The 22,965-nt window shown below is 46.5% G+C and carries 20 protein-coding genes; 9 read left to right on the top strand and 11 right to left on the bottom strand.

The window, feature by feature from the left end; genetic code table 11:
- Positions 1–220: 220 nt before the first annotated feature.
- From M1L52_RS08640 to rodA, 6 genes are read left to right on the top strand one after another with little or no spacing between them, the layout of a single operon-like run.
- Positions 221–814, top strand: a complete 594-nt coding sequence (locus tag M1L52_RS08640; protein ID WP_248614528.1) for an IMP cyclohydrolase — start codon at positions 221–223, stop codon at positions 812–814.
- 12 nt (positions 815–826) lie between these two features.
- Entirely contained in the window at positions 827–1,849 is a 1,023-nt protein-coding gene (locus M1L52_RS08635; protein WP_248614527.1) for a rod shape-determining protein, read from the top strand.
- Between the two features lie 50 nt (positions 1,850–1,899).
- A complete protein-coding gene (mreC, locus tag M1L52_RS08630; RefSeq protein ID WP_248614526.1) occupies positions 1,900–2,769 on the top strand; it encodes a rod shape-determining protein MreC in 870 nt (289 codons plus the stop codon).
- Between the two features lie 7 nt (positions 2,770–2,776).
- A complete protein-coding gene (mreD, locus tag M1L52_RS08625) occupies positions 2,777–3,274 on the top strand; it encodes a rod shape-determining protein MreD (RefSeq protein WP_248614525.1) in 498 nt (165 codons plus the stop codon).
- A 39-nt stretch (positions 3,275–3,313) separates the two neighbouring features.
- Positions 3,314–5,161 carry a penicillin-binding protein 2 gene (mrdA, locus tag M1L52_RS08620; RefSeq protein WP_248614524.1) on the top strand — a complete coding sequence of 616 codons (1,848 nt, stop codon included), beginning with the start codon at positions 3,314–3,316 and terminating at the stop codon, positions 5,159–5,161.
- Entirely contained in the window at positions 5,142–6,608 is a 1,467-nt protein-coding gene (gene rodA, locus M1L52_RS08615; protein ID WP_248614523.1) for a rod shape-determining protein RodA, read from the top strand. The genes mrdA and rodA overlap by 20 nt, the downstream gene beginning before the upstream one ends.
- 28 nt (positions 6,609–6,636) lie before the next feature.
- Here the strand turns inward: rodA and M1L52_RS08610 are convergent, their stop codons facing one another.
- The 5 genes from M1L52_RS08610 to M1L52_RS08590 all read right to left on the bottom strand — a co-directional run bounded on the left by M1L52_RS08610 (position 6,637) and on the right by M1L52_RS08590 (position 12,693).
- Positions 6,637–7,077 (bottom strand): gliding motility lipoprotein GldH, encoded by a 441-nt coding sequence (locus M1L52_RS08610; RefSeq protein ID WP_248614522.1) that lies wholly within the window; start codon positions 7,075–7,077, stop codon positions 6,637–6,639.
- A 37-nt stretch (positions 7,078–7,114) separates the two neighbouring features.
- Positions 7,115–8,371 (bottom strand): stage 0 sporulation family protein, encoded by a 1,257-nt coding sequence (locus M1L52_RS08605; RefSeq protein ID WP_248614521.1) that lies wholly within the window; start codon positions 8,369–8,371, stop codon positions 7,115–7,117.
- Between the two features lie 27 nt (positions 8,372–8,398).
- Positions 8,399–9,550, bottom strand: coding sequence for an ATP-binding protein (locus M1L52_RS08600; protein ID WP_248614520.1), 1,152 nt, complete (start codon positions 9,548–9,550; stop codon positions 8,399–8,401).
- Positions 9,550–10,509 (bottom strand): methylenetetrahydrofolate reductase, encoded by a 960-nt coding sequence (locus M1L52_RS08595; RefSeq protein ID WP_248614519.1) that lies wholly within the window; start codon positions 10,507–10,509, stop codon positions 9,550–9,552. The genes M1L52_RS08600 and M1L52_RS08595 overlap by 1 nt, the downstream gene beginning before the upstream one ends.
- Before the next feature lie 141 nt (positions 10,510–10,650).
- Entirely contained in the window at positions 10,651–12,693 is a 2,043-nt protein-coding gene (locus M1L52_RS08590) for an alpha-L-arabinofuranosidase C-terminal domain-containing protein (protein WP_248614518.1), read from the bottom strand.
- Positions 12,694–12,838: 145 nt separating this feature from the next.
- Here M1L52_RS08590 and M1L52_RS08585 point away from each other — a divergent pair, with 145 nt between their 5' ends.
- Together M1L52_RS08585 and M1L52_RS08580 are read left to right on the top strand one after the other, a co-directional pair.
- On the top strand, positions 12,839–13,195 hold the full coding sequence (locus M1L52_RS08585) for a response regulator (protein WP_248614517.1): 357 nt from the start codon (positions 12,839–12,841) through the stop codon (positions 13,193–13,195).
- A gap of 16 nt (positions 13,196–13,211) precedes the next feature.
- Positions 13,212–14,354 carry an Mrp/NBP35 family ATP-binding protein gene (locus tag M1L52_RS08580; RefSeq protein ID WP_248614516.1) on the top strand — a complete coding sequence of 381 codons (1,143 nt, stop codon included), beginning with the start codon at positions 13,212–13,214 and terminating at the stop codon, positions 14,352–14,354.
- Positions 14,355–14,431: 77 nt separating this feature from the next.
- On the opposite strand, the gene M1L52_RS08575 is transcribed toward M1L52_RS08580, so the two are convergent.
- The 6 genes from M1L52_RS08575 to M1L52_RS08550 form a co-directional block, all read right to left on the bottom strand.
- On the bottom strand, positions 14,432–15,592 hold the full coding sequence (locus M1L52_RS08575; RefSeq protein WP_248614515.1) for an ABC transporter permease: 1,161 nt from the start codon (positions 15,590–15,592) through the stop codon (positions 14,432–14,434).
- A gap of 46 nt (positions 15,593–15,638) precedes the next feature.
- Positions 15,639–16,808: an ABC transporter permease gene (locus M1L52_RS08570; RefSeq protein ID WP_248614599.1), complete on the bottom strand. Its 1,170-nt coding sequence runs from the start codon at positions 16,806–16,808 to the stop codon at positions 15,639–15,641.
- A gap of 16 nt (positions 16,809–16,824) precedes the next feature.
- The gene (locus M1L52_RS08565) at positions 16,825–17,808 is read right to left on the bottom strand and encodes an HlyD family secretion protein (RefSeq protein WP_248614514.1); all 984 of its coding nucleotides are present in this window, start codon (positions 17,806–17,808) and stop codon (positions 16,825–16,827) included.
- A 67-nt stretch (positions 17,809–17,875) separates the two neighbouring features.
- Positions 17,876–19,399, bottom strand: a complete 1,524-nt coding sequence (locus M1L52_RS08560; protein WP_248614513.1) for a TolC family protein — start codon at positions 19,397–19,399, stop codon at positions 17,876–17,878.
- Positions 19,400–19,433: 34 nt separating this feature from the next.
- Positions 19,434–20,303, bottom strand: coding sequence for a hypothetical protein (locus M1L52_RS08555; protein WP_248614512.1), 870 nt, complete (start codon positions 20,301–20,303; stop codon positions 19,434–19,436).
- Between the two features lie 107 nt (positions 20,304–20,410).
- The gene (locus M1L52_RS08550; RefSeq protein WP_248614511.1) at positions 20,411–21,388 is read right to left on the bottom strand and encodes a D-2-hydroxyacid dehydrogenase; all 978 of its coding nucleotides are present in this window, start codon (positions 21,386–21,388) and stop codon (positions 20,411–20,413) included.
- 226 nt (positions 21,389–21,614) lie between these two features.
- On the opposite strand from M1L52_RS08550, the gene M1L52_RS08545 reads away from it, so the two are divergent.
- On the top strand, positions 21,615–22,937 hold the full coding sequence (locus tag M1L52_RS08545) for a sugar porter family MFS transporter (RefSeq protein WP_248614510.1): 1,323 nt from the start codon (positions 21,615–21,617) through the stop codon (positions 22,935–22,937).
- Positions 22,938–22,965 lie beyond the last annotated feature (28 nt).

Below are 22,965 nucleotides of genomic sequence, written 5' to 3'. Positions count from 1 at the left end.
TGCAAAATTAGCAACTATTACAGAATTATATGCATAATATCAACAAGTTTTGAGAATTATTAGGATTTAAGTAGTAACGACAGAAATCAATTAATCAATTATCATCAATTTAAAGTTTGTTTTTTCTTTTGTTCGTTCACCATTTATTATTACCTTTGCAGCCATAAATTACACGCGAACTATATTTATAACGTTATAAGGTTCTTTATAAAGTAAAAAAATGGCAGAAGCAAAGAAAATTAAGACTGCTCTTATTTCCGTATTCCACAAGGACGGATTAGACGAATTACTGAAGAAACTGAATGAAGAGGGTGTAAAGTTCCTCTCCACAGGTGGTACACAGACTTTCATTGAGTCTCTTGGTTATGAATGCCAGAAGGTAGAAGATGTTACGACATACCCTTCAATCCTCGGTGGACGTGTTAAGACGCTGCACCCCAAAGTATTTGGCGGAATCCTTGGTCGTCGTGACAATGAGGGTGACCGCGAACAGATGGCGAAATACGAGATTCCTGAGATAGACCTCGTCATTGTTGACCTTTACCCATTTGAGCAGACCGTAGCAAGCGGAGCACCAGAAGCCGACATCATTGAGAAAATCGACATCGGTGGAATATCTCTCATCCGTGCAGGAGCAAAGAATTTTAAAGATGTTGTCATCGTGCCTTCAAAAGCAGAATATGGTGTATTGCTCGACATTCTGAACAAGAAAGGTGCTCAGACCGACATTGAGGATCGTCGCATGTTTGCCACACGCGCTTTCGGTGTCAGCAGTCATTATGACACAGCCATTCACACATGGTTTTCTAAATAATTAAGTATATACATGGGATTTTTTAGTTTCAGACAAGAGCTTGCCATGGACCTTGGCACAGCTAATACTATTATCATCTGCGATGACAAGATTGTTGTCGATGAGCCATCGGTAGTGGCTCTTGATCGCCGCACGGACAAGATGATTGCCGTTGGCGAGAAGGCAAAGATGATGTACGAAAAGACCCACAACGATATTCGTACAATCCGTCCGCTTCGCGATGGCGTAATCGCCGACTTCTCTGCCTGCGAGCAGATGATGCGCGGACTTATTAAGATGGTGCATTCAGGACGACACCTCTTCTCGCCATCACTGCGCATGGTGATTGGCGTTCCCTCAGGTTCTACCGAGGTGGAATTGCGCGCCGTTCGCGACTCAGCAGAACACGCTGATGGCCGCGATGTATATCTAATCTTCGAGCCTATGGCAGCTGCAATAGGTATCGGCATTGATGTTGAAGCGCCTGAAGGCAACATGATTGTTGACATCGGTGGCGGTTCTACTGAGATTGCTGTTATTTCTCTTGGTGGTATCGTAAGCAACAACTCTATCCGTACCGCTGGAGACGACCTGACAGCCGACATTCAGGAGTACATGTCACGTCAGCACAACGTAAAGGTTTCTGAGCGTATGGCCGAGCGCATTAAGATTCACGTAGGTTCTGCCCTTACAGATCTTGGCGACGAAGCACCTGAAGATTATATCGTTCATGGTCCTAACCGTATAACAGCACTCCCAATGGAGGTTCCTGTTTGCTATCAGGAGATTGCTCACTGTCTTGACAAGACCATTGCTAAGATTGAGAACGCAGTCCTCTCAGCTCTTGAGAATACCCTACCCGAGCTCTATGCCGACATCGTAAAGAACGGCATATACCTTACTGGTGGTGGTGCACTGCTTCGCGGTCTGGACAAACGTCTTGAGGCGAAGATTAACATTCCGTTCCACGTTCCCGAAGACCCACTTCATTCAGTTGCTAAGGGAACAGGTGTAGCACTGAAGAACGTTGACCGTTTCTCATTCCTTATGAGATAAACAGAAAGGGAGTCTCTCATTGACTCTCTAACTGACGAGACCATAGAAAAGTGCAAAATCTTTGGACATTCATCACACGACATTTTCACTGGCTGCTCTTCATGATTTTGGAGGCAGTCAGTATTGTCATGCTATTTAGCTATAACAGCTATCAGGCCAGCGTGTGGATATCGTCGGCAAACCTTGTCACGGGTAAGATTTATGAATGGAAAGCCAACGTCACCCATTTCTTTTCACTCTCTGAGCGGAACGAGCAGCTTACCCTAAGGAATACTGAGTTAGAGCAACAAATTGACAAGCTACGTCAACATGTATGCGACCTCACTAGCGACACATCCTATGCCCAACGAATAGAGTTAGAGAACCTGAAACAGTTTGAACTGATACCTGCAAAGGTTGTTTCAAACTCAATAAACAATGCCGACAATCTCATCACTATTGACAAAGGCAGTGATGATGGAGTAATGGCAGATATGGGCGTGGTAAGTGGCAACGGAGTTGTGGGTGTTGTCTATCTGACCAGCAAGAACTATTCAGTGGTAATACCTGTGCTCAACAACCGTTCACGCATCAGCTGTTCCATTCGCGGACAAGAATATTTTGGATATCTCGAATGGAAGGGAGGCGACCCTACACGTGCCTCAGTAGAAGACATTCCACGTCATGCACGCTTCAAGAAAGGTGACTGGATAGAAACGAGCGGCTACTCTTCGATATTTCCTCATGGTGTCACCGTGGGACAGATCGAGAAGATCTTCAACTCTGCCGACGGATTGTCATACCGTTTGCAGGTGAAGCTATCAACCGATTTCTCCAGTCTTCGTGATGTCTGTATCATCAACGATAAGAGTATGGCAGAACGCATGAGGGTTAAAGAAGCAGCCATTGACTCACTCATGCTCATTCAGAAGAAAGAATAAAGGAAATATGACAATAGACACGCTAAAACGCATCGGCACATTCATATTAATATGCTTGGCACAGGTGTTGATATTCAACAACATCCACTTGTTCCGCGTGGCTACCCCACTGATCTATATTTATTTCGTCATAATTTTTCCTCGTAACATGTCGAAGTGGAGCATCCTGCTTTGGAGTTTCTCTATGGGACTGGTTATTGACATGTTCACCAACATGCCTGGCGTGGCAAGTGCGTCAATGACGCTTATTGCTGCCATTCAACCTTATTGGTTGGAGCTATTCATACCTCGAGATGCCGATGAAGCACTTATACCTTCAGTCAAAACGCTTAGATGGGGCACATTCCTCACCTATTCGTCACTATTGGTAATCATCTTCTGCCTAACATATTTTTCACTCGAAGCATTTAATTTCTATAACTTCTTCTACTGGCTGCAATGCGTTCTTGGAACGACACTACTCACAATAATCCTTATTGCTAGTTTTGAAACGATAAAGAAATAGCAGTACAGGCACGTAATTTCACATTTCTCATCCTGAAAAATGAAAGACAACGAACTTGACAATAGAAAATTTGTCATAGGTGGTATAGCTGCACTTATTGTAACAGTCTATATCATCCGTCTTTTCACACTTCAGTTGATGAGCGATGACTACAAGAAGAATGCCGATTCAAACGCATTCTTAAAGAAAGTGGAGTTTCCTTCTCGTGGAATCATACGCGACCGTAACGGTCAATTGCTTGTATTTAACCAGCCTGCCTATGACGTGATGGTTGTGATGAACGAAGCTAAAGACCATCTTGACACTTTAGAGTTCTGCCAGACATTAGGCATCACTCGCGAGAATTTCGAGCAGCGCATGGCAACCATTAAAGACCGTTCAAAGAACCCTGGCTATTCGCGCTTTACACAACAGATGTTCATGAGCCAGCTCAGCGACAAAGATTTCTCTGTCTTCCAAGAAAAGATGTACCGTTTTCCTGGGTTTTATATCCAGCGCCGCACCATCCGTCAATATCAATACCCGTATGCAGCCCATGTCCTAGGCGATATTGCCGAGGTATCACCGTCAGACATCGAAGACGACGATTACTATCAACCAGGTGACTATATCGGCAAGCTTGGCGTAGAGCGCAGCTATGAGAAATACTTGCGTGGAGAGAAAGGCATACAGATTCTGTTGCGCGATGCCCACGGACGCATAAAAGGTAACTATAAGAATGGTGAACTCGACCGTCGTCCCGTACCAGGCAAGGACCTTACTCTTGGCATAGACTATAAGTTGCAGGCACTTGGTGAACGACTTCTCGAAGGAAAGATTGGAGCTATAGTAGCCATAGAGCCGAAAACCGGTGAAGTACTGTGTATGGTCAGCTCCCCCACATACGACCCACGTATGATGGTTGGTCGTAAGCGTTCAAAAAGCCATCGTGAGCTAAGCCGCGACGTATGGAAGCCACTGCTTAACCGTTCCATCATGGGTCTCTACCCTCCCGGCTCTACATTCAAGACCTCTCAAGGATTGACGTTCATGTCGGAAGGTATCATCACTGCACAAACCCAATATCCCTGCTCACATGGTTTCGTCTATAAAGGGCTACGTGTTGGCTGCCATAGTCATGGCGCTCCCCTCACCCTTGTACCTGCCCTTTCCACGTCGTGTAACGGCTATTTCTGCTGGGGTCTCTATTATATGATTGGAAACCGTAAGTACGGCTCTGTGCAGAAAGCCATGGATACTTGGCGTGACTACATGGTGTCAATGGGCTTCGGCTACAAGCTCGGTATAGACCTGCCTGGTGAGAAACGAGGACTTATTCCTAATGCAAAGTTCTATGACAAGGCATATAAAGGATCATGGAACGGACTCACCATCATATCCATCTCTATCGGTCAGGGCGAGGTGCTGCTGACACCTCTACAAATAGCAAACCTCGGTGCAACCATTGCCAACCGAGGCTATTACATCACTCCCCACGTGGTTAAGAAAGTGCAAGGTGAGAAACTTGACACAACCTATACCACGCGTCACTATACGAAAGCCACAAAAGAGAGTTATGACTATGTTGTTCAGGGTATGCGTGCCTCTGCTCTCGGCGGCACATGCCATGAGCTGGCGAAATATGACTTCGAAGCTTGCGGCAAGACAGGTACAGCTCAGAACCGCGGTCATGACCACTCTGTATTCATGGGATTCGCTCCTATGAACAACCCAAAGATTGCCATCGCCGTCTATGTTGAGAACGGAGGTTGGGGAGCCACCTATGGTGTGCCCATCGGTGGACTTATCATGGAGCAATATCTGCACGGTCAGCTGTCAGAAGCCTCCGAACAGAGGGCACAATCCATTCAAGAGAAACACATAAGCTATGGTAACGAGGAACGCTAATGAGAAAGGAGTGCTTCGCTCCTTGGACTGGTGGACAATCACTATTTATGTTGTACTGCTCACCTTCGGATGGGTAAGCGTGTGCGGCGCAAGCTATACCTATGGCGATACAGACCTTCTGTCACTTTCCAGCCGTTCGGGTATGCAAATTATATGGATTGGCACCTCATTGTTCTTAGGTCTAATGCTGTTATTACTTGACGATCGTCTCTACGACACCTTCGCCTACGTGCTCTTTGCCGTGCTTTTACTACTGCTTTTCGCCACCATATTCAATCCTCACAGCATCAAAGGTTCGCGTTCCTGGCTCGTTTTAGGCCCTCTACGCCTGCAACCAGCTGAGTTTGCTAAGTTCGCCACTGCGCTAGCACTGGCAAAATTCATGGGCAAATATGGCTACAACATACACACATGGAAAGACTTTCTCACTACGTTAGCCATTATTCTTACGCCGATGCTGTTCATTGTGATGCAACGTGAAACTGGTTCTGCCCTCGTATATATAAGTCTGTTCCTAGTACTATACCGTGAAGGGATGACTGGAAGCGTGCTATTCACCGGAGTAGCCATGGTGCTTTACTTCGTTGTTGGCATACGCTTTGCCGATGTCAACATGTTTGGCACGCCTACCTCAATAGGCAAATTCACTGTTCTGCTGCTCATTCAGATATTCTCATCGTCAATGGTATGGATATTCTGCAGACAACGGGAAGAAGCCGTTCGTCTTATCACGGCATGTCTGGTACTGACACTACTCGGTCTTGTCTTTTCAGTATATGTCATACCATTTAACATGTTCTGGATGCAGGTAGCCATAACAGTAGTTCTCTTGGGCTATCTTGTATGGCAAGCCCTTGGCTCGCGCATCAACAACTATCTGTGGATAGCGTCTTTCACCTTAGGTTCGCTGTTGTTCTTTAACATGGCAGACTATGCACTAAACAACATACTTGAACCTCACCAGCGCACACGTATTAACGTGCTTCTTGGTTTGGAGCAAGACCTCAAGGGTGCTGGATACAATGTTCACCAAAGTGAAATTGCCATTGGCTCAGGTGGACTTGAGGGAAAAGGTTTCCTTAATGGTACACAGACAAAGCTCAAATATGTGCCAGAACAAGATACAGACTTTATCTTCTGTACCGTAGGAGAAGAAGAGGGATTTGTTGGAGCAGCTGGTGTCTTGCTATTGTTCCTTGCACTAATCCTGCGACTGATACATCTGGCAGAGCGACAAGTACATACATTCGGACGAGTATATGGTTATTGTGTCCTGTCCATATTCCTGTTCCATGTATTCATTAATGTGGGAATGGTTCTCGGACTGACGCCTGTCATCGGAATACCATTACCGTTCTTCTCCTATGGCGGCTCATCACTTTGGGGCTTCACACTATTGCTATTCATTTTTCTCCGTATAGATGCTGGCAGAAATATGAATAGATAGCTGTCATACGCTTCTATTACCTTTGTTGTTATTTAGCAGTATCTTTCTTACGGATAGTCACACCTACTGCAGCAACGCCTTTGATACCATCATCACGCATATTGTGTATAACACAAACTGTTAAAGAGTCGCCTTTAGCGAGCGTAATGTCACGAAGTACTTTTGTCTGATTCTGAAATTTCATGCCCTGTCCGTTTCGATGACCATCGTTAGAAACGATTTCAAAATCCATAGTATCAACACGTTCCCATCCTGACGGCTTAACCCTCTGAATGACAATCATTGAAAAGTTAGTGAATGGATATGCTGAGGTTGTGCGCAACCCTATTTCTTCAGTATAGTCACAACTATCAGCTATTGATTCAAGATAGTAGAAAAGAGTATCAGTCTTTCCCCATCCCCAACCATCGACAGTCATAGACTCATAATGGCTGTAAATAGCTTTACGGTTGCAACCGCTCATTGCCATTGCAACCGTAATTATTAATAGAAAAAGAGTAAAACTATTAGTTGTTTTCCTCATTTCTTGGTCTGTTTCTTTTATGCCTATGATGACGTTCCTCGTTATTTCTTGGACGTTCCTCGTTATTTCTTGAATGCTGCTCTTCCTGATTCTGCTGTAAAGCATCTTCACTCTGACGACTACCTTCAGCTGACTGTTGTTTTTTCTTCTTTTTCTTCTTCGACTTATCAAAACGAGTGATGCTGTCACCTGCCAGCAGGTCAACAGGAGCCTTCTCACGCTGTTCCCTGACATGTTCCTCTGTATGCAGCGACTCCGGTTTCTCACCACGTTTGTTCATCTCTATTATCTCCTTCGCACGTTCAGCACTGATGGTTTCCAGGTTTGCAGCCATGCGTTTGTCAGTGCTATAAGTAAGCTGTCCTGCGAGTATGTCGCGCTTGAAGAGGAAATAATCAGAATCGAGCGTCTGTAACACAATGTCACTATTTGGCAGACGATGACCAGCTTCCACATAATCATCAACCTCGTAGTTAAGACAACACTTCAACTTTGCACACATGCCGGCCAACTTCTGTGGATTGAGTGAGATATCCTGGAAACGTGCAGCACTTGTCGATACTGACACGAAATTCTTCATCCATGTAGCGCAGCAGAGCTCGCGTCCGCAAGGGCCTGTACCGCCTATGCGTCCTGCCTCTTGTCGTGCACCTATCTGCTTCATCTCTATACGCACATGGAAAGCTGCGGCGAGATCTTTAATGAGCTGACGGAAGTCAACGCGCTCGTCGGCAATATAATAGAATATTGCTTTCTGTCCGTCACCCTGATACTCCACGTCACCAATCTTCATCTGCAGTCCCAGTCGCTTAGCTATCTCACGACTCTCGATCATAGTCTCATGCTCACGCGCCTTTGCCTCACGGTACTTGTCCATATCCATCTGACGTGCCAGACGATAGATGCGCTTGATATCATCGCTCGACTTCAGATTAGCTTTCTTCACCTGTAGCTCTACCAGCCGGCCTGTAAGCGTCACCACACCAATATCATGACCTGGGTTTGCCTCTACAGCGACGATGTCACCTTTCTTCAGTGGCAGATTGTTCACATTATGATAATAGCCTTTACGCGTATGTTTGAACTGCACCTCTACCAGGTCGGTTGTCTCAGCGTTACCCGGTACATCTGCCAACCAGTCATAGGTATTCAGCTGACGATCCTGACGACCGACAGCTGCATGACATAGTCCTCTGTCACATCCTGTACGTATTTCTAACTCTCTTTGTTTCTTTTCCATACAATATATTATTATAGAGCATCTGCCCTATTTCTGAATAAGCAATACAATCATCTGCAGAGCAAAGTCGAAGAACACTATCTTCGCATTGGCATTCTGTCCGATATCACGTATAGACTTGTTTGCCAAGTCATATATCTGCAGCACGTTTGCCTCGTTGACGAATCGTGCAAAGTTACGTGCGAAATTCTCCTCAGCCTGAGTCATGTATGTCAGTTCCTCCTTATGGAAGTTATACATGAAGTTCTCACGCACTAGTCTAAGGAAATATTCAAGGAAACGCTTCTGCTTTTCTCGGCCGAAGCCTGCCATTGTCTCGCTCCACTTACGCAAGTCCTTCACCTTGCGTTGATAAGCCAGTCGCATGAGCATTATGAATAGGTCAAGGAACTGTTCGTTCTCTGTTCCTACTTGCAGTTCTTCCATTGCCTTCAGCCACGAGCCATTAGCAAGACGGCTTATGCGCTTTGCTGCATCATCGCTTATGCCACGCCGTTCCACGAGAGCCTTCCTTATTTTTTCCGTCTCTACCCTCTTAACGTCTATTCGCTGCACACGGCTACGAATTGTCTCGAGCAACTTGTCAGGCTCTTCACACACCATGATGAAAACGGTCTGCTGGGGAGGCTCCTCTATGAGCTTCAGCAGCTTATTTGCGCATGCTATGTTCATTCGCTCCGGCAACCATACAACTGAAACCTTATATCCACCTTGGCTTGACTTCAGTGACAGCTTTCTTACAAGTTCATCGCTCTCTCCTGCAGTGATTATTGCCTGTTGGTTTTCTGCACCCATGGCAGTCATCCACTCGTCCATACCGAAATAAGGACTCTGCAAGACCAGCTCACGCCACTCTCTAATGAAGTCATCACTTATTGGCATGTGCTCTGTGCTCATGGAAGGGAGCTTTATTGTTGGAAAGGTGAAGTGCAGGTCTGGATGTTCCAGTTTCTGAAGCATCGGACTCTCAGCAGGCTCCAGTTCTTCACCGAAGCCCAAGCCCATCGCATCATCGGCTTTCTTTGTGAGCAGATGGCATGCGAAAGCAATGGCAAGAGCCTTCTTACCCACGCCCTGCGGTCCGCAAAGCATGATGGCATGTGGCAGACGTTCTTCCCTGACCATCTGCAACAAGCGCTCACGCACCTCTTCCTGTCCTATTACTTCACTGAACCTCATTAAGCTTTTAGCTTCTTCACAATCTCAACCACAGAGCCGACAGCTCCCATTGTGTAGAAATGGATATCGTTTATTCCGTGATTATAAAGTTCTCGACATTGTTCCGTAGTCCACTCTATACCAAGTCTGCGTGCATCATCATCACTCTTGCACTTATCTATCTCCTTTGCAAGTGGCTCAGGAATATCACAATGGAACGTCCTTGGAACCACTGTCAACTGGCTTAGTTTTCCAAATGGCTTAATACCAGGAATGATGGGAATGGTGATGCCCATTTCACGCGCCTTCTCTACAAAAGAGAAATACTTTTCATTGCCATAGAACAACTGTGTCACAGCATATTGTGCACCAAGCTGCTGTTTCTGTAACAGATACTCCATGTCACGCTGAAGATTTGGTGCCTCCTCATGTTTCTCTGGATAGCATGCCACGCCAATATCGAAACGCTGACCAGGACACTTTATAGGAGTGCCATCGGCAAAGAAACCATCGTTAAAGCGCTGCACCTGACGTATCAAGTCTGTTGTATGTGCATGTCCCCCAGGTGTAGGACGAAACACCGCGTCATCCTTTGCCTTATCGCCACGAAGCAGCAACAGGTCTGTTATTCCAAGGAACTGTAGGTCAAGCAGTTCATATTCAATGTCCTCTATCGTAGCACCGCTACAGATGACATGCGGTTGTACTGGAACCCTAAATCGCTGCTGTATTGCAGCAGCCACTGCTATCGTCCCTGGACGACGGCGCACGCTCTGACGTTCATAGCGCCCGTCAGGCATCTCATTATATACATACTCACTATGATGAGTTGTGATATTAATGAAAGCTGGATTCAGCTCACAGAGTTTAGCTATATCTGCGAACAGGCGTTCTGTGCCCGTTCCTTTCAGCGGCGGAAGTACCTCAAATGAGAACTGTCGCTCGTCTTTACTTTGGTTTATAAGGTTTGCTACAGCCATAATTGGGTGCGAAGTTACGAAAAAACGAGAGAAATGCCAAATTTTTTACCGCTAAATGCTAGCGAACACATAATTATAATCACCGCCACTGTTGCTGCTACAACGGTGGCGGTGAGCATTCTATTGAAAAAAAGCGAATTATTACTTCTTTATACGATAGAGGCGGAACGACATGGCTGGAACCACGTCATTAAGTACAGTCTGCTGTTTCTTTCCTGTTACGCCACACTGCACAGTTCCGTCAACAGGACGGATCTTCAAAGGCTGGTCAAGAGTGTTCTCATCATCCATAGAACCTTTATGCTGGAGGGTAATGGTCTCGGCTGTTCGCTCACCCTTCATATCAAGGAGGTTCACGCAAACGGCTTGTGCCTTTTTAGACGTGTTCACGATTTTAATGATAACCTCACCTGTGGTCTTGTCGAATACTGACGATGCGAACAGGCCGTCCATACCGTCCTGACCAGCTACAGGAATCTGTTTCTTACCCTTTGCATCGGCAGGATCCTTGGTTGTGAGCTTCAGCACATTAGTACCCTTATACATGGCATACATCTGCTGAACATAGTATGAGACAGACTTGAACATACGCATATTGTCGTACCATATCATATCAGGACGCCACTGCCATCCCTCAACATGTGCAAACAGTGGTGCGTAAGTTGCCATCTCAACGATGTCGGCATTGCGCTCGATACCTGTCATGAAAGCAGCCTCGTAGAGAGAAGTCTCGTAGTGGTTCCATTTCTTTCCTGCTCCGTGGCAAGCATACTCACCAGCAAACACCTTCGGTCCCTTACGGTCATAGCTATCATAGCGCAGTGCGCCACAGTTGCCATAACGCTTCTTACCATCGGCAGTACCGAGGAAGAAGTTCTCTGGACGATAGAAGTGTTCGTCAACCAGGTCTGCCTTCTGAGCCTTCATAGCCTCCCATCCTTTCTCAAACATCTTACCTTCTGAGTCAGGACCGCTAGTACCAACAATCTTTATGTTAGGATACTTCGCACGCACAGCTGTCACGAACGGCTTCAAACGCTCGAAATAAGGAGTATCCCACTGTTCGTTACCTATGCCAATATACTTCATATTGAATGGCTCAGGATGTCCCATGTCTGCACGCAGCTTACCCCACTTAGAGTCAACAGGACCATTAGCGAACTCTATTAGGTCGAGACAGTCATCGATATATGGCTGCAACGCATCCATTGCGACATGGTCGCTCTCCCTGCGGTTCTGGAACTGGCATGACAAGCCTACGCTAAGCACTGGCAGAGGCTCTGCCTTTATATCTTCACAGAGCTGGAAGAACTCGAAGAATCCTAAGCCATAGGTCTGGAAATAGTCAGGAAAATAGCGATTAGTGAAAGTATAGTGCCAACGGTTCTCGTTAAGAGGACGGTTTTCTACTGGTCCTACAGTATTCTTCCACTGATAACGTGTAGCGAGATCAGTACCTTCAACGATACATCCGCCAGGGAAGCGGAACACACCTGGATGCACATCGGCCAACGCCTGAGCAAGATCCTCGCGCATGCCATTCTCACGTCCCTTGAAAGTCTTTACCGGGAAGAGACTCACGTGCTCAACATCTGTTGTCACCTTACTATCACCCCATACACGGAGATGAGCCTTTGCAAATGTTCTGTTCGGCTTAATAATAGCAGTATACTTCTTCCACTCCTTACCGCTAACCTCAACACTAGTATTTCCTAGCTTCTGGTCATCGCGCATTGTAGCATTGTCAACGAGGTCAATCCACAGTTTTGACTTGCCACCATCAGGTACACGTGCCCATACAGAGAAACGATACTCCTCACCAGCCTTAATACCCATGCCAAAGAATCCGTGGTTCTCAATCATGGTATGCTTGTCACTGTGTCCCGAAGGAGCCATACGCACATAGTGAGGATTCTTCTCGAAAGGACCATCATTTTTCAGTGTCACCTTACCGGAAATGTCCCATCCGGTAAAGGGATTAGGAAACTCAAACGAACGGTTCTTCACCAACTCAGCATAAAGGCCACCATCAGCGGCGTAGTTTATGTCCTCAAAGAACAGACCATACATTGTCGGAGACACCTCTGCCCCTACTTTCTTAGTCTGTACATCCATGACATGCTGAGCCTGAACAGCCATAGCCGTCACGAATACAAATGAGCATGAAATAAGTTTTAAATTCATGTGTTAGTATTATTAGTTAGTTAATTGATAATTATCTACTCATGCAAAATTAGTTAAAAAGTAATAGAATAACAAATGATTTCTGAAGAAAAGCATTACTTTTGTAACAAATTAACTAATACAACTGATTAAAGAAAGGAAACTTATGAAAACTATTCTTGTAGCAGAAGACAACGACAGCAACTACATTCTCATGACTTACATCTTGAAGCGTGACTATCAGTTCCAGCGTGCACAGAACGGTGTAGAAGCCGTAGAATTGGCAAACACAGGTAATTTCGACTTAGTTCTCATGGATATCAAGATGCCTCTCATGGATGGTTTGGAAGCTACTACAAAAATAAAAGAAGCCCATCCCGACCTTCCCATTATAGCCCTGACGGCAAATGCTTTCGACAGCGACCGCCAGCTTGCCATCAAAGCTGGATGCGATGATTTTCTGTCAAAGCCTGTAAATAGTGAGAAATGTCTGAGTACTATTGCAAAATTCATAGGTAAATAGCACTGGAGTTTCGCACATGACACTATATCCAAAACTTATCATGGACGCGCTGGCAACTGTAACCTATGCCGGCACGAAGAAAAACTTGGTAGAAAGCGAAATGGTGGCAGATCAACCTGCCATCAATGGCAATAAGGTAACTGTTGTACTGGAGTTCCCACGCGACACCGACCCTTTTCTGAAATCCACGGTTAAAGCTGCTGAGGCAGCCATCAAGTATCACTGCAAGAAGATTGCTGCAGAAGAAGGAGTATCAGAAGAGGCTGAAAACATAGAAGTTGAGATTGTCACTGAGTTCAAGTCAAAGCCACGTCCTGAGCTCGACAAGCTCCTGCCACAGGTAAAGAACATCATTGCAGTCAGTTCTGGCAAAGGTGGCGTGGGTAAGAGCACTGTCTCAGCCAACCTCGCCATAGCACTGGCTCGCTTAGGCTATAAGGTAGGACTTCTCGATTGTGACATCTTCGGCCCGTCAATGCCAAAGATGTTCCAGGTTGAAGACGAACGTCCCTACGCCGTGAAGGTCGATGGCCGTGACCTTATCTGTCCTATAGAGAAATACGGAGTAAAACTTCTTTCTATCGGATTTTTTGTTTCTCCCTCCACGGCAACACTTTGGCGAGGAGGTATGGCCACAAGTGCCTTGAAGCAACTCATTGCCGATGCTGACTGGGGCGAGCTGGACTATTTCATACTTGACACTCCTCCCGGTACCAGCGACATCCACCTCACCCTACTCCAGACGCTTGCCATCACAGGAGCCGTTATCGTGTCAACACCTCAGCAGGTGGCACTGGCCGATGCGCGTAAGGGTATCGACATGTATCGCAACGAGAAGGTCAATGTACCCATTCTCGGTCTCATAGAGAACATGGCATGGTTCACTCCTGCAGAACTGCCAGAGAACCGTTACTATATCTTCGGTAAGGAGGGATGCAAGAAGCTCGCCGAGGAGATGAGCGTACCTCTTCTTGCACAGATTCCTCTAGTACAAGGCATCTGTGAGAGCGGTGACAGCGGTGAGCCTGCTGCGACAAAAGTTGACACCATGACAGGTCAGGCATTCATCAATCTTGCCCAGGCTGTCGTCACTGTTGTTAACCGCCGCAACAAAGAACTGCCAAAGACCCAGATAGTTGGTGTAAACACGAACTCTTAGTTCATATCTAAGCGCCATAAAAGAAGCCTGTCGCGATTGTGTGACAGGCTTCTTTTATTATCGTACATATTATTATGTTAGTTTTCTTTCTTCTCTGAAAGACGCTTGCGTACCTCCTGATGCGCCTTATGAAGCTGGAAGCGATAAACAGCGCAAGCAAAAAGGAAGTATGCTCCTGCCTGTATCCACAGTATACGATACTCGCTAATGACGTCACTAAGCGATGCGCCCATTGAATTCAAACGGACATAAGCCCTAACACCAAATGTCGAGGGGAACAGCCAGCTTACTCCTTGCCATGCCCCTGGGATATTAGACTGTGGCCAGCTCACACCAGTGAGGAACAGCAATGGCACTGAGACGAACACCATGATAAGCATCACGTTCTCGCGATATTTCACGATACATGATACAGACATGCCAAAGAATATGCATGCAAGCAGATAAGGCAGCATGATGACAACCAAGTTCTGCCATGATGCCAGCTGTGGGAAATGGAATAGCCGTGGCACTCCTGCAACAAGCCATGCTCCCATGACAGCGAAAATCATGAAATAGCACATAAACTTACCAAGGATGACACGCGATACAGTATGATAACGTCTATCAATAGGTATAAGCATGCCGTAGCGATTTTCCTCTCGCGCTGTACCTGCCGATAGACCTATACCAAGCACCAGTGTCTGCTGCAGAATCAATACCAGCACTGCAGGAAGCACGAATGAGCCGTAACCACCCGATGGGTTGAAAATAGCTACCTCGGCAAAGTCGAGAGGCTTGGCTGCTATAGCTTCTTCGTTGGAAGTATATTTACCCGCAAGTTTCGTCTTCAGTTCCGCACCCATCTGCATAGTCACGAACTGAGCCGTCTGGAAAATGTCCTTATATGTTAGCATTAAACTCATGTCGCAATACACCTCCACGGTGGCCTGCTCCATGCGATTGACATTAAGGTCGAAGTCACTTGGTATGTAGTAGATACCCTTGACCAACTGTCGGCTGACTAACGACTTTGCCTCCTCCATGTCCTGAGCATAATATGCCACACGCACATCGGGCGAAGCATCACACATACGTATGAATTTTCGTGAGAGCGACGTGTGGCAGTTATCCACTACAACCACGGGAACTTCATGAATAGTCTCATTATTGTATATCCACGAATAGAGCAGCGGATAAACCAATGGAACCAAAAGGAAGAAAATTATAACACCTTCATCCTTAAGAACCTGTCTCATCTCCTGTCGCCAGACATAACAGGCATCTTGTATCACCTCGTATATGTTATGGAATATAGACATAGGTAAGCATTGCATTCTTTATTTTCTTCACCACGAACCATGGCAGCAGCATGAATGCCACCAGTGCAGCAAAGTGGAACCATGCCTCAATCAGCGGGAATCCGTTGAACACGGTTATCTGATACATCATATAATAGTGACGCAGAGGGAACAGCCACGACAACGACTGAAGTGGACCATCCATACCCATCACTGGGAAAGCGTTACCTGCCATTGAGAAGCTTAGCACCGCCCATAGCGAACAGACACTCATCGACATACGCAGTGAAGGCATCAGTCCGAAAGCAAAAATGCCGAAGCCCTGAGACGCTAATACCTGCATCAGTCCAATCAGCGCCAACATCCATGCACTTCCATTGTGTGGGAAGCCAAGATGCATGAACACATACCATTCATAGCCATAGACTATGGCAAGGAAGATAAGTGTATGAGGCAGGAACTTGCCTAATATAGCTACAAGGATGTTGCCATTAGCCATCTCCAACCACTCTTTACCTGTATCAAACTTCAGTTCCGTACCCAGCGAGTAGGCTGAGATAAGGAATATGAACAGCATTATCAGACCTGGGACGAAAACAGTTGACAGATAGACATTATAGCTCGTCCATGGATTTGCTATCTGGTGCAGATCCACCTTTATAGGCTGTAGCAGTGTCTGTATCTGCAGATCAGTAGCACCTTTTGCTTGCAGTGTTGCCTGGCCCACGGCGGCAGATCCAAGTGTTGATATTGTCTTCAGGTCTTTCATCAGTAGAGCACCTGAAGCAAGCGATGTCATGGAGTAATAGAACGAAATCTTCGGCTGTCTGCTTGACAACAGGTTGTCTGTCGTTCCTTTCGGTATATAGAGGAATGCATAAATCTCGTTCCTCTGAATAGCCTTTCGTGCATCCATGACGCTAGGATAGCGAGCCACGACATGTGACATCTGGAAAGCATCAAGACGGCGTGTCAGTGCTCGAGTTGTGGAGGTATTGTCCGAATCAACCACACCTACGGGCATACTCGTGGGCAGTCCGTCGTCCATCATAGAGGTGAAAAATACTATCACCAGTATTGGAAAGACAAACATACAGAAGAGATAGATGTGATTCCCTCGAAGAATCAGCAGCTCACGCAACACTATGTCAAAAAATCTCTTCACGACCTTTATTTATGAGCTTCTCAGTTTATTTTATAATGAGCGACATGCCTGGACGAAGACCCTCGATAGTCTCAACAGGACGAGCCTTCACTTCAAAAGTCTTCAGGTCATACTGTCCGTTGGCTTTTGTAGCCTTCCACACAGCATATGAGCCTTGGTCTTTCATATAGAAGACCTTCATCTTCATTTCCTTGTCAAAAGCAGGAACATACGCATTGAACTCTGTGCCAACCTGCATTCCTGCAAGCTGATCCTCACGAACATTGAATGCGCCCCACACATCGTTCATCATTGAAATGGTCATTATAGGACTGCCGGTACCAACGAGCTCACCCACCTTAGGATAGATGCTGCTCACCTCGCCGTCCATCTGAGCCACCTGTACCGTCTCGCCAATGTAGCTTGTCACCTCCTGCACTGCGCCCTTGGCACGCTCGAGCTGACCCTGTGCAGCCATCTTCTCTTCCTGACGGGCGCCATTGACAGCCATATCGTACTGGCTCTGTGCAGCCTTTACCGTTGCCTGCATAGCCTTATAGTTTGCATAAGCCTCGTCACGTTTCTGAGCACTCATCACACCTTCGTCATAAAGACGCTGTACACGGTTGTATGACTTTTCTGCAATTTCTAGACCCGCCTTTGCCTTCTCCAGGAGTTGGAATGCGCCCTGCACCTGTTCCTGTCGTGCGCCGTTGCGAGCCATCTGCTCCATAGCAGCAGCTCCAGCCTGTGCACCCTCTGCCTGCTGCATTTTGGCACGCACCTCAGGTGCATCAATGATGGCGAGAGTATCACCAGCCTTCACAAAATCGCCCTCCTGAACTCTAATCTCCAAGATACGTCCCGGCACCTTACTTGACACACGATACTCCGACACTTCCACTTGACCCTGTATCATTTCAGGGTCACGTCCCAAGGCAAAGAAGCCTATTAGAGCTACTAATATCACAACGCATGCAAAACCGAGTATTGCATACAGAATGTTTTTATGTTGAGTTGTTGCTGACATAATATTATATGTTTGTTTTTTAATTATTCACTTTAAGCGGTAGTCAATTTTCAAATCTCAATTCCAACTATTCCACATCGAGCGTACCTCCAACCTTCTTAAGGTCAATCTGAGTGAGACGTACGTCAATCTGTGCATCAATTTTCTGTGACTGTGCCTGCAGCCATGCTGTCTGAGCTTCCATCACCAGTGTTGGTGTTGCCACGCCTTCGCGGAAAGCAAGGTTTACTGAGCGTAGATTCTCGTTAGCCTTTTCCACGCTTGTCAGCGCCATGACCAGTCGTTTATTTGCCTCTTCTGCCTTGAACTTTACTTGGTTCACCTGAAGTTCCACCTTCTCCTGAACCTCAGCCAGCTCCAATCTTGCTATTGCAGCAGCGCTTTTTGTTGCGCGTACCTTATAGTAAGTGTCGCCCCAGTTCCAAAGAGGCACACGCATCAGTACGCCCACGTTCCAGAAACCGCCCCACTTCTTCTCAAAGCCGTTCAGCACGTTAGGGTTGCTCACAGCATATCCACCCATCAGTAGCACCTGTGGCATGTATCCTGCCTTCATGAGATTTGTGCTCTGACGTGCCATATCTACTGCATTGTCAAGCAGTTTCAGCTCCGGACGGTTCTCCATAGCCTGCTCAACGGTGAGTGTTGGTGTTGACGTAAGGATTGTCAGATCCTCAGCGTCCTCGTCAGCAAGAATGATGTTGCCATCCATTGGCATTCCTGTCATCTGACAGAGAAGCATCTTCGACAGCACCAGTCCGTCATTAACCTTCTGCACAGCCATCTCAGCCTCGTTGACCTTCACGCTTACACTCAGTCCGTCGCTACGTGTTGCCACTCCCTCGGCTATCATCTTCTGCACATCGCTGTCCAGTTTTTTCACTACGTCGAGGAAGCTCTCTGCCAATTTCTTCTTGTGCTTCAGCGAAACAACCTGCCAATAAGCCACATCTACAGAATAGATTACGGACTGTCGCTGTGCGCTTGCGGTGTTCTCCGTCATACGCTCAGCAATCGTAGCCATCTTATTCATGGCAATGATGCTACCGCCCATGAATATTGGCTGCAAGGCCATTATCGAGCCAGCCCACACATGACGTGTGTCGGTGCGGAAGGCATCAACAATCTTCTGTCCTTCAGCATTCAGATAACTCTCTGCCGTACCCATATCCTTGTTCATTGTCGCCATGAAGTCGGTATTCAACTTGGCGATGGCAGCAGCAGGTATGCCGAGCGATGCCAACAACGAGTTTGCCTGCGAGAGTCCTGAAGTCAAGCTTCCGCTTATACCACTCTTCACTCCGCCTACTACGCCAGTGCCCAGGTTCTGCAGCGATGTTTTCTGGTCGTTGTTCAGAATGGACACCTCTTCACTTGTGTACTGATATGTTCCAAGTGCTGAGATGTGAGGCAGATATTTAGTGCGCATAGACTTGCGGACGTTTTTCGCCACATCCTGTTTCAGACGTGACACATCCATCTGCTTGTTGTTGCGCAGAGCCATGGCACGACAGCTGTCAAGCGTCAGCACCTGCTGGGCGCTGGAAGGCAGTGCTAATGCCACGAGCAAAACACTTAAATACTTTCTCATTAGATTATATTATTATAAATCTTCGTCTTCTTTTTTATTTAAAAGTGAATGTCCTTGAGCCAATCATATTACCATCGGCAAAGATGCTAACGCGATATTCGCCTGCACCGAGGAACTCGTTAACATTCCAGTATGTTGTTACAGTAGTCTCCTCACCACCATATTCTATTGTCTTCTTCATAGAATATTCTATCTGGCGGTTCTCATAGTCAAACACTCCGCCGTTGAGCACGTCACCATTAGGCGTCTGTATTCTCACATAAAGAGTGCGGTTGCCATTAGAGGCAGTAACATTTTTTGCTATAGTGAAGCTCACCTGTATCTGCTTGCAGTCCTTCATCTTCTTCGCTGCCTTGTTGCGTTTGTTCAGCGGAGTCATTGTAATGCCTGTCGCGTCAAGCTGTGCGGCAATGGCGACCTTCTCGCTCAGGCTAGCCTTCTCTGTGGCAAGTCCTTCAATCTCACGGTTGCTGGCAGCCAACTCATTACGTATCTGTGAGTTCTCGTTACGCAGAGTCTCGTTCACCTGATTCAGAGAGTCCACCTGACGTATATATGAACGAAGCACCTCACGTACCGTTGCCAGTTCTTTCTTCAGTCGGGTAATCTCCCTTGCGTTTGTTGCTTTAACGTTTTTCAGCTCCTCAAGCAGCTGTTGTGTGCGCATCTGTTCCTGAGTAAGCTGTGCCACGAGTGAGTCATTGTTAATCTGAGTCATCATCTCGCTATACTGAAGCGTGAAGCGCTCATATTCGTTCTCCATTTCCTGCTTGTCAAGTTCGGCAAGCTCGGCCATCTCCTTATTTACAATCTTCTGTTCTTCCAGATTATAGAACAGCCATGCTACTAAAGCTACAAATATAGCGACAATTGCCACTATTAATGCTATCCATTGTTTTTTCATTTTTCTTTTATCGATAAAAATCGTGTGCAAAGATAGTCCTTTTAGAAAAAACGAACAATTATTTTTTACAAAAAAAAACAAAAACACCTATAATAAATACCAAAAGCCTACGAAACGACGTTTTTCGGGTCGCCACTTATGAAAGCACTCACATTATCCATGGCAATGCTCAGCAGTCGTGCACGAGCCTCCACTGTTGCCCATGCCACATGAGGTGTGATGAAAGCGTTCTGCTGACTTAGCAACTGATTATTAGCCTTTGGCGGCTCCTCAGTGAGCACATCGGCACAATAGGCGGCAATTCTGCTCTCCGATAAAGCCTCAGCCACGGCGTCATCGTCAACCAACGGTCCTCGACCGGTGTTTATCACTATTGCAGTAGGCTTCATCAGCGCGAGTGTCTCTGCGTTAACCATGTGTCGAGTCTTGTCTGTCAGGGGACAGTGCAACGACAGCACATCGGATGTTTCGAACAGCTCATGGACATCCACACTCTCTACGCCTACAGGCAACTCGCTGTTTTTCTTGCTTGTCAGCGCCTTAACCTTCATGCCGAAGGCAAGGGCTATCTGCGCCACACGCATGCCAATGTTTCCCAGCCCCACGATGCCAAAGGTTTTGCCTGCCAGTTCCATTAGGTTTGTGTCCCAGTAGCAGAAATCCTGGCTGGCGCTCCATCGTCCTCCCCTATTCTGCTTAGCATAATGCTCTGTACGGTTTGTAACAGTAAGCAGATGAGCAAACACCATCTGCGCCACACTCTCTGTACTGTATGCTGGAACGTTTGTCACAACAATGCCATGCTCACGAGCAGCCTTTATATCCACCACGTTATATCCCGTGGCAAGCACACCTATATATTTCAGACGCGGCAACTGCTCCATTTCCCTTCTGCCTATTACGACCTTGTTAGTTAGCAATATGTCTGCCTCGGCTGCTCTATCCACCGTCTGTTCCTTGTTCGTGCGGTCATAAACCGTCAAATCGCCCATCGACATCAGCTCTTGCCAAGCGTCATTACTTTCCTCGGCAGGTTTTCCTACGGCAGTGAAACCATCAAGCACAACAATCTTCGTATTCATCATTGATTTGCTAAAAAAAATTAGTAACATCATTATCATTCTGCAAAGATAATAAAAGAAAGAAGAATTCCAATTATTTGTCACAAAAAGTATAATAATTCCATACAAAATGAACAAATCACAATTACTTATTGTGTAAAATAGTCCATATACTTGCCATATTTTCTCCATATCTCTGATTAAAAAAACATTGTACCTTTGCACCACAAAACTAAAAACTTTTAAAGATATGCAAAGCTATAGCAAAGGTTTTCTGTATTTTATCTGCGCCGTGTCGGCCATGGGCGGACTGCTTTTTGGTTACGACTGGGTGGTGATAGGCGGTGCCAAACCGTTTTATGAGTTGTATTTTGCCATTAGCCATTCGCCTTTAATGCAAGGTGTAGCTATGACTACGGCCTTGATTGGTTGTCTGGTAGGTGCGATGGTGGCTGGTGCTGCTGCCGATAAGTACGGTCGCAAACCGCTGTTGATGACATCGGCAGTACTGTTTACGGTATCAGCTGTTGCAACGGGCTTGTTCAATGATTTCACCTTATTTAATATAGCCCGTTTTGTGGGTGGTATCGGCATTGGTGTGGCTTCGGCCTTGGCACCAATGTATATAGCCGAGGTGAGTCCGGCTGAGATTCGCGGTCGCATGGTGAGTCTGAACCAGATGACCATTGTGCTTGGCATACTTGGTGCGCAAATTGTAAATATGCTTTTGGCGCGCGATACGGCTGTAGCCGAGAGTCAGGCGTGGAATGTGGAGTGGGGCTGGCGCTGGATGTTCTGGGCCGAAACAGCTCCTGCAGCATTGTTCCTGCTGATGAGTTTTTTCATTCCTGAAAGTCCTGTGTATTTGTCAGAGGTTAGAGGTAAGAGGTTAGAGGCAAGAGATTACCCTCAGCCACAAAAGTATTCTCTCACCTCTCACCTCTCACTTCTCACCTCTAAAAAATACCGCAAGGTTTTGCTGTTGGGTTTGGTTATAGCCGTATTCCAGCAGTGGTGCGGTACCAACGTGATTTTTAACTACGCTCAGGAGATTTTTGTGGGTGCAGGCTTCGATGTGGATGGTATGTTTATCAATATTGTGATTACAGGTATCGCCAATGTGGTGTTTACGTTTGTGGCACTCTATACCATCGAGAAGTGGGGCCGCCGCACGCTCATCCTGATTGGTGCCGGCGGACTGGGACTGATTTACCTTACGCTTGGCACCTGCTACTTTATGGGTATGACCGGCATGCTGATGGTGGCCCTGGTAGTGGCAGCTATCTCTGTGTATGCCATGACGTTAGGCCCTGTTACGTGGACGCTGCTGGCCGAGATATTTCCACACCGTGTGCGTGGCATCGCCATGGCTACGTGTACTTTTGCCCTTTGGGTGGGCTGTTGCACGCTTACCTTCTCGTTCCCATCCATGAATGCGGCCTTAGGTAGTAGCGGTACGTTCTGGATTTATAGCGGCATCTGCGTGTGTGCCTTTATCTACCTGCTGCGTAACTGCCCCGAAACCAAAGGCAAGAGTCTGGAGGAACTTGAGAAAGAATTAGTAAAATCGTGATTATAATATTTCGAAATATCGAAATAAC

Source organism: Prevotella sp. E13-27, assembly GCF_023217965.1.
GTDB lineage: Bacteria > Bacteroidota > Bacteroidia > Bacteroidales > Bacteroidaceae > Prevotella.
This window is presented reverse-complemented; position numbering and strand designations above follow the sequence as displayed.

What these genes read in the sequence shown, in the direction of transcription:
- M1L52_RS08605 (WP_248614521.1), bottom strand. Translation starts at nt 8,371, where the DNA reads ATGGAAAAGAAACAAAGAGAGTTAGAAATACGTACAGGATGTGACAGA.
- M1L52_RS08600 (WP_248614520.1), bottom strand. Translation starts at nt 9,550, where the DNA reads ATGAGGTTCAGTGAAGTAATAGGACAGGAAGAGGTGCGTGAGCGCTTG.
- M1L52_RS08580 (WP_248614516.1), top strand. Translation starts at nt 13,212, where the DNA reads ATGACACTATATCCAAAACTTATCATGGACGCGCTGGCAACTGTAACC.
- M1L52_RS08595 (WP_248614519.1), bottom strand. Translation starts at nt 10,509, where the DNA reads ATGGCTGTAGCAAACCTTATAAACCAAAGTAAAGACGAGCGACAGTTC.
- M1L52_RS08635 (WP_248614527.1), top strand. Translation starts at nt 827, where the DNA reads ATGGGATTTTTTAGTTTCAGACAAGAGCTTGCCATGGACCTTGGCACA.
- M1L52_RS08585 (WP_248614517.1), top strand. Translation starts at nt 12,839, where the DNA reads ATGAAAACTATTCTTGTAGCAGAAGACAACGACAGCAACTACATTCTC.
- mreD (WP_248614525.1), top strand. Translation starts at nt 2,777, where the DNA reads ATGACAATAGACACGCTAAAACGCATCGGCACATTCATATTAATATGC.
- mrdA (WP_248614524.1), top strand. Translation starts at nt 3,314, where the DNA reads ATGAAAGACAACGAACTTGACAATAGAAAATTTGTCATAGGTGGTATA.
- M1L52_RS08575 (WP_248614515.1), bottom strand. Translation starts at nt 15,592, where the DNA reads ATGAGACAGGTTCTTAAGGATGAAGGTGTTATAATTTTCTTCCTTTTG.
- M1L52_RS08545 (WP_248614510.1), top strand. Translation starts at nt 21,615, where the DNA reads ATGCAAAGCTATAGCAAAGGTTTTCTGTATTTTATCTGCGCCGTGTCG.
- M1L52_RS08550 (WP_248614511.1), bottom strand. Translation starts at nt 21,388, where the DNA reads ATGATGAATACGAAGATTGTTGTGCTTGATGGTTTCACTGCCGTAGGA.
- M1L52_RS08640 (WP_248614528.1), top strand. Translation starts at nt 221, where the DNA reads ATGGCAGAAGCAAAGAAAATTAAGACTGCTCTTATTTCCGTATTCCAC.
- M1L52_RS08555 (WP_248614512.1), bottom strand. Translation starts at nt 20,303, where the DNA reads ATGAAAAAACAATGGATAGCATTAATAGTGGCAATTGTCGCTATATTT.
- M1L52_RS08590 (WP_248614518.1), bottom strand. Translation starts at nt 12,693, where the DNA reads ATGAATTTAAAACTTATTTCATGCTCATTTGTATTCGTGACGGCTATG.
- M1L52_RS08565 (WP_248614514.1), bottom strand. Translation starts at nt 17,808, where the DNA reads ATGTCAGCAACAACTCAACATAAAAACATTCTGTATGCAATACTCGGT.
- rodA (WP_248614523.1), top strand. Translation starts at nt 5,142, where the DNA reads ATGGTAACGAGGAACGCTAATGAGAAAGGAGTGCTTCGCTCCTTGGAC.
- M1L52_RS08610 (WP_248614522.1), bottom strand. Translation starts at nt 7,077, where the DNA reads ATGGCAATGAGCGGTTGCAACCGTAAAGCTATTTACAGCCATTATGAG.
- M1L52_RS08560 (WP_248614513.1), bottom strand. Translation starts at nt 19,399, where the DNA reads ATGAGAAAGTATTTAAGTGTTTTGCTCGTGGCATTAGCACTGCCTTCC.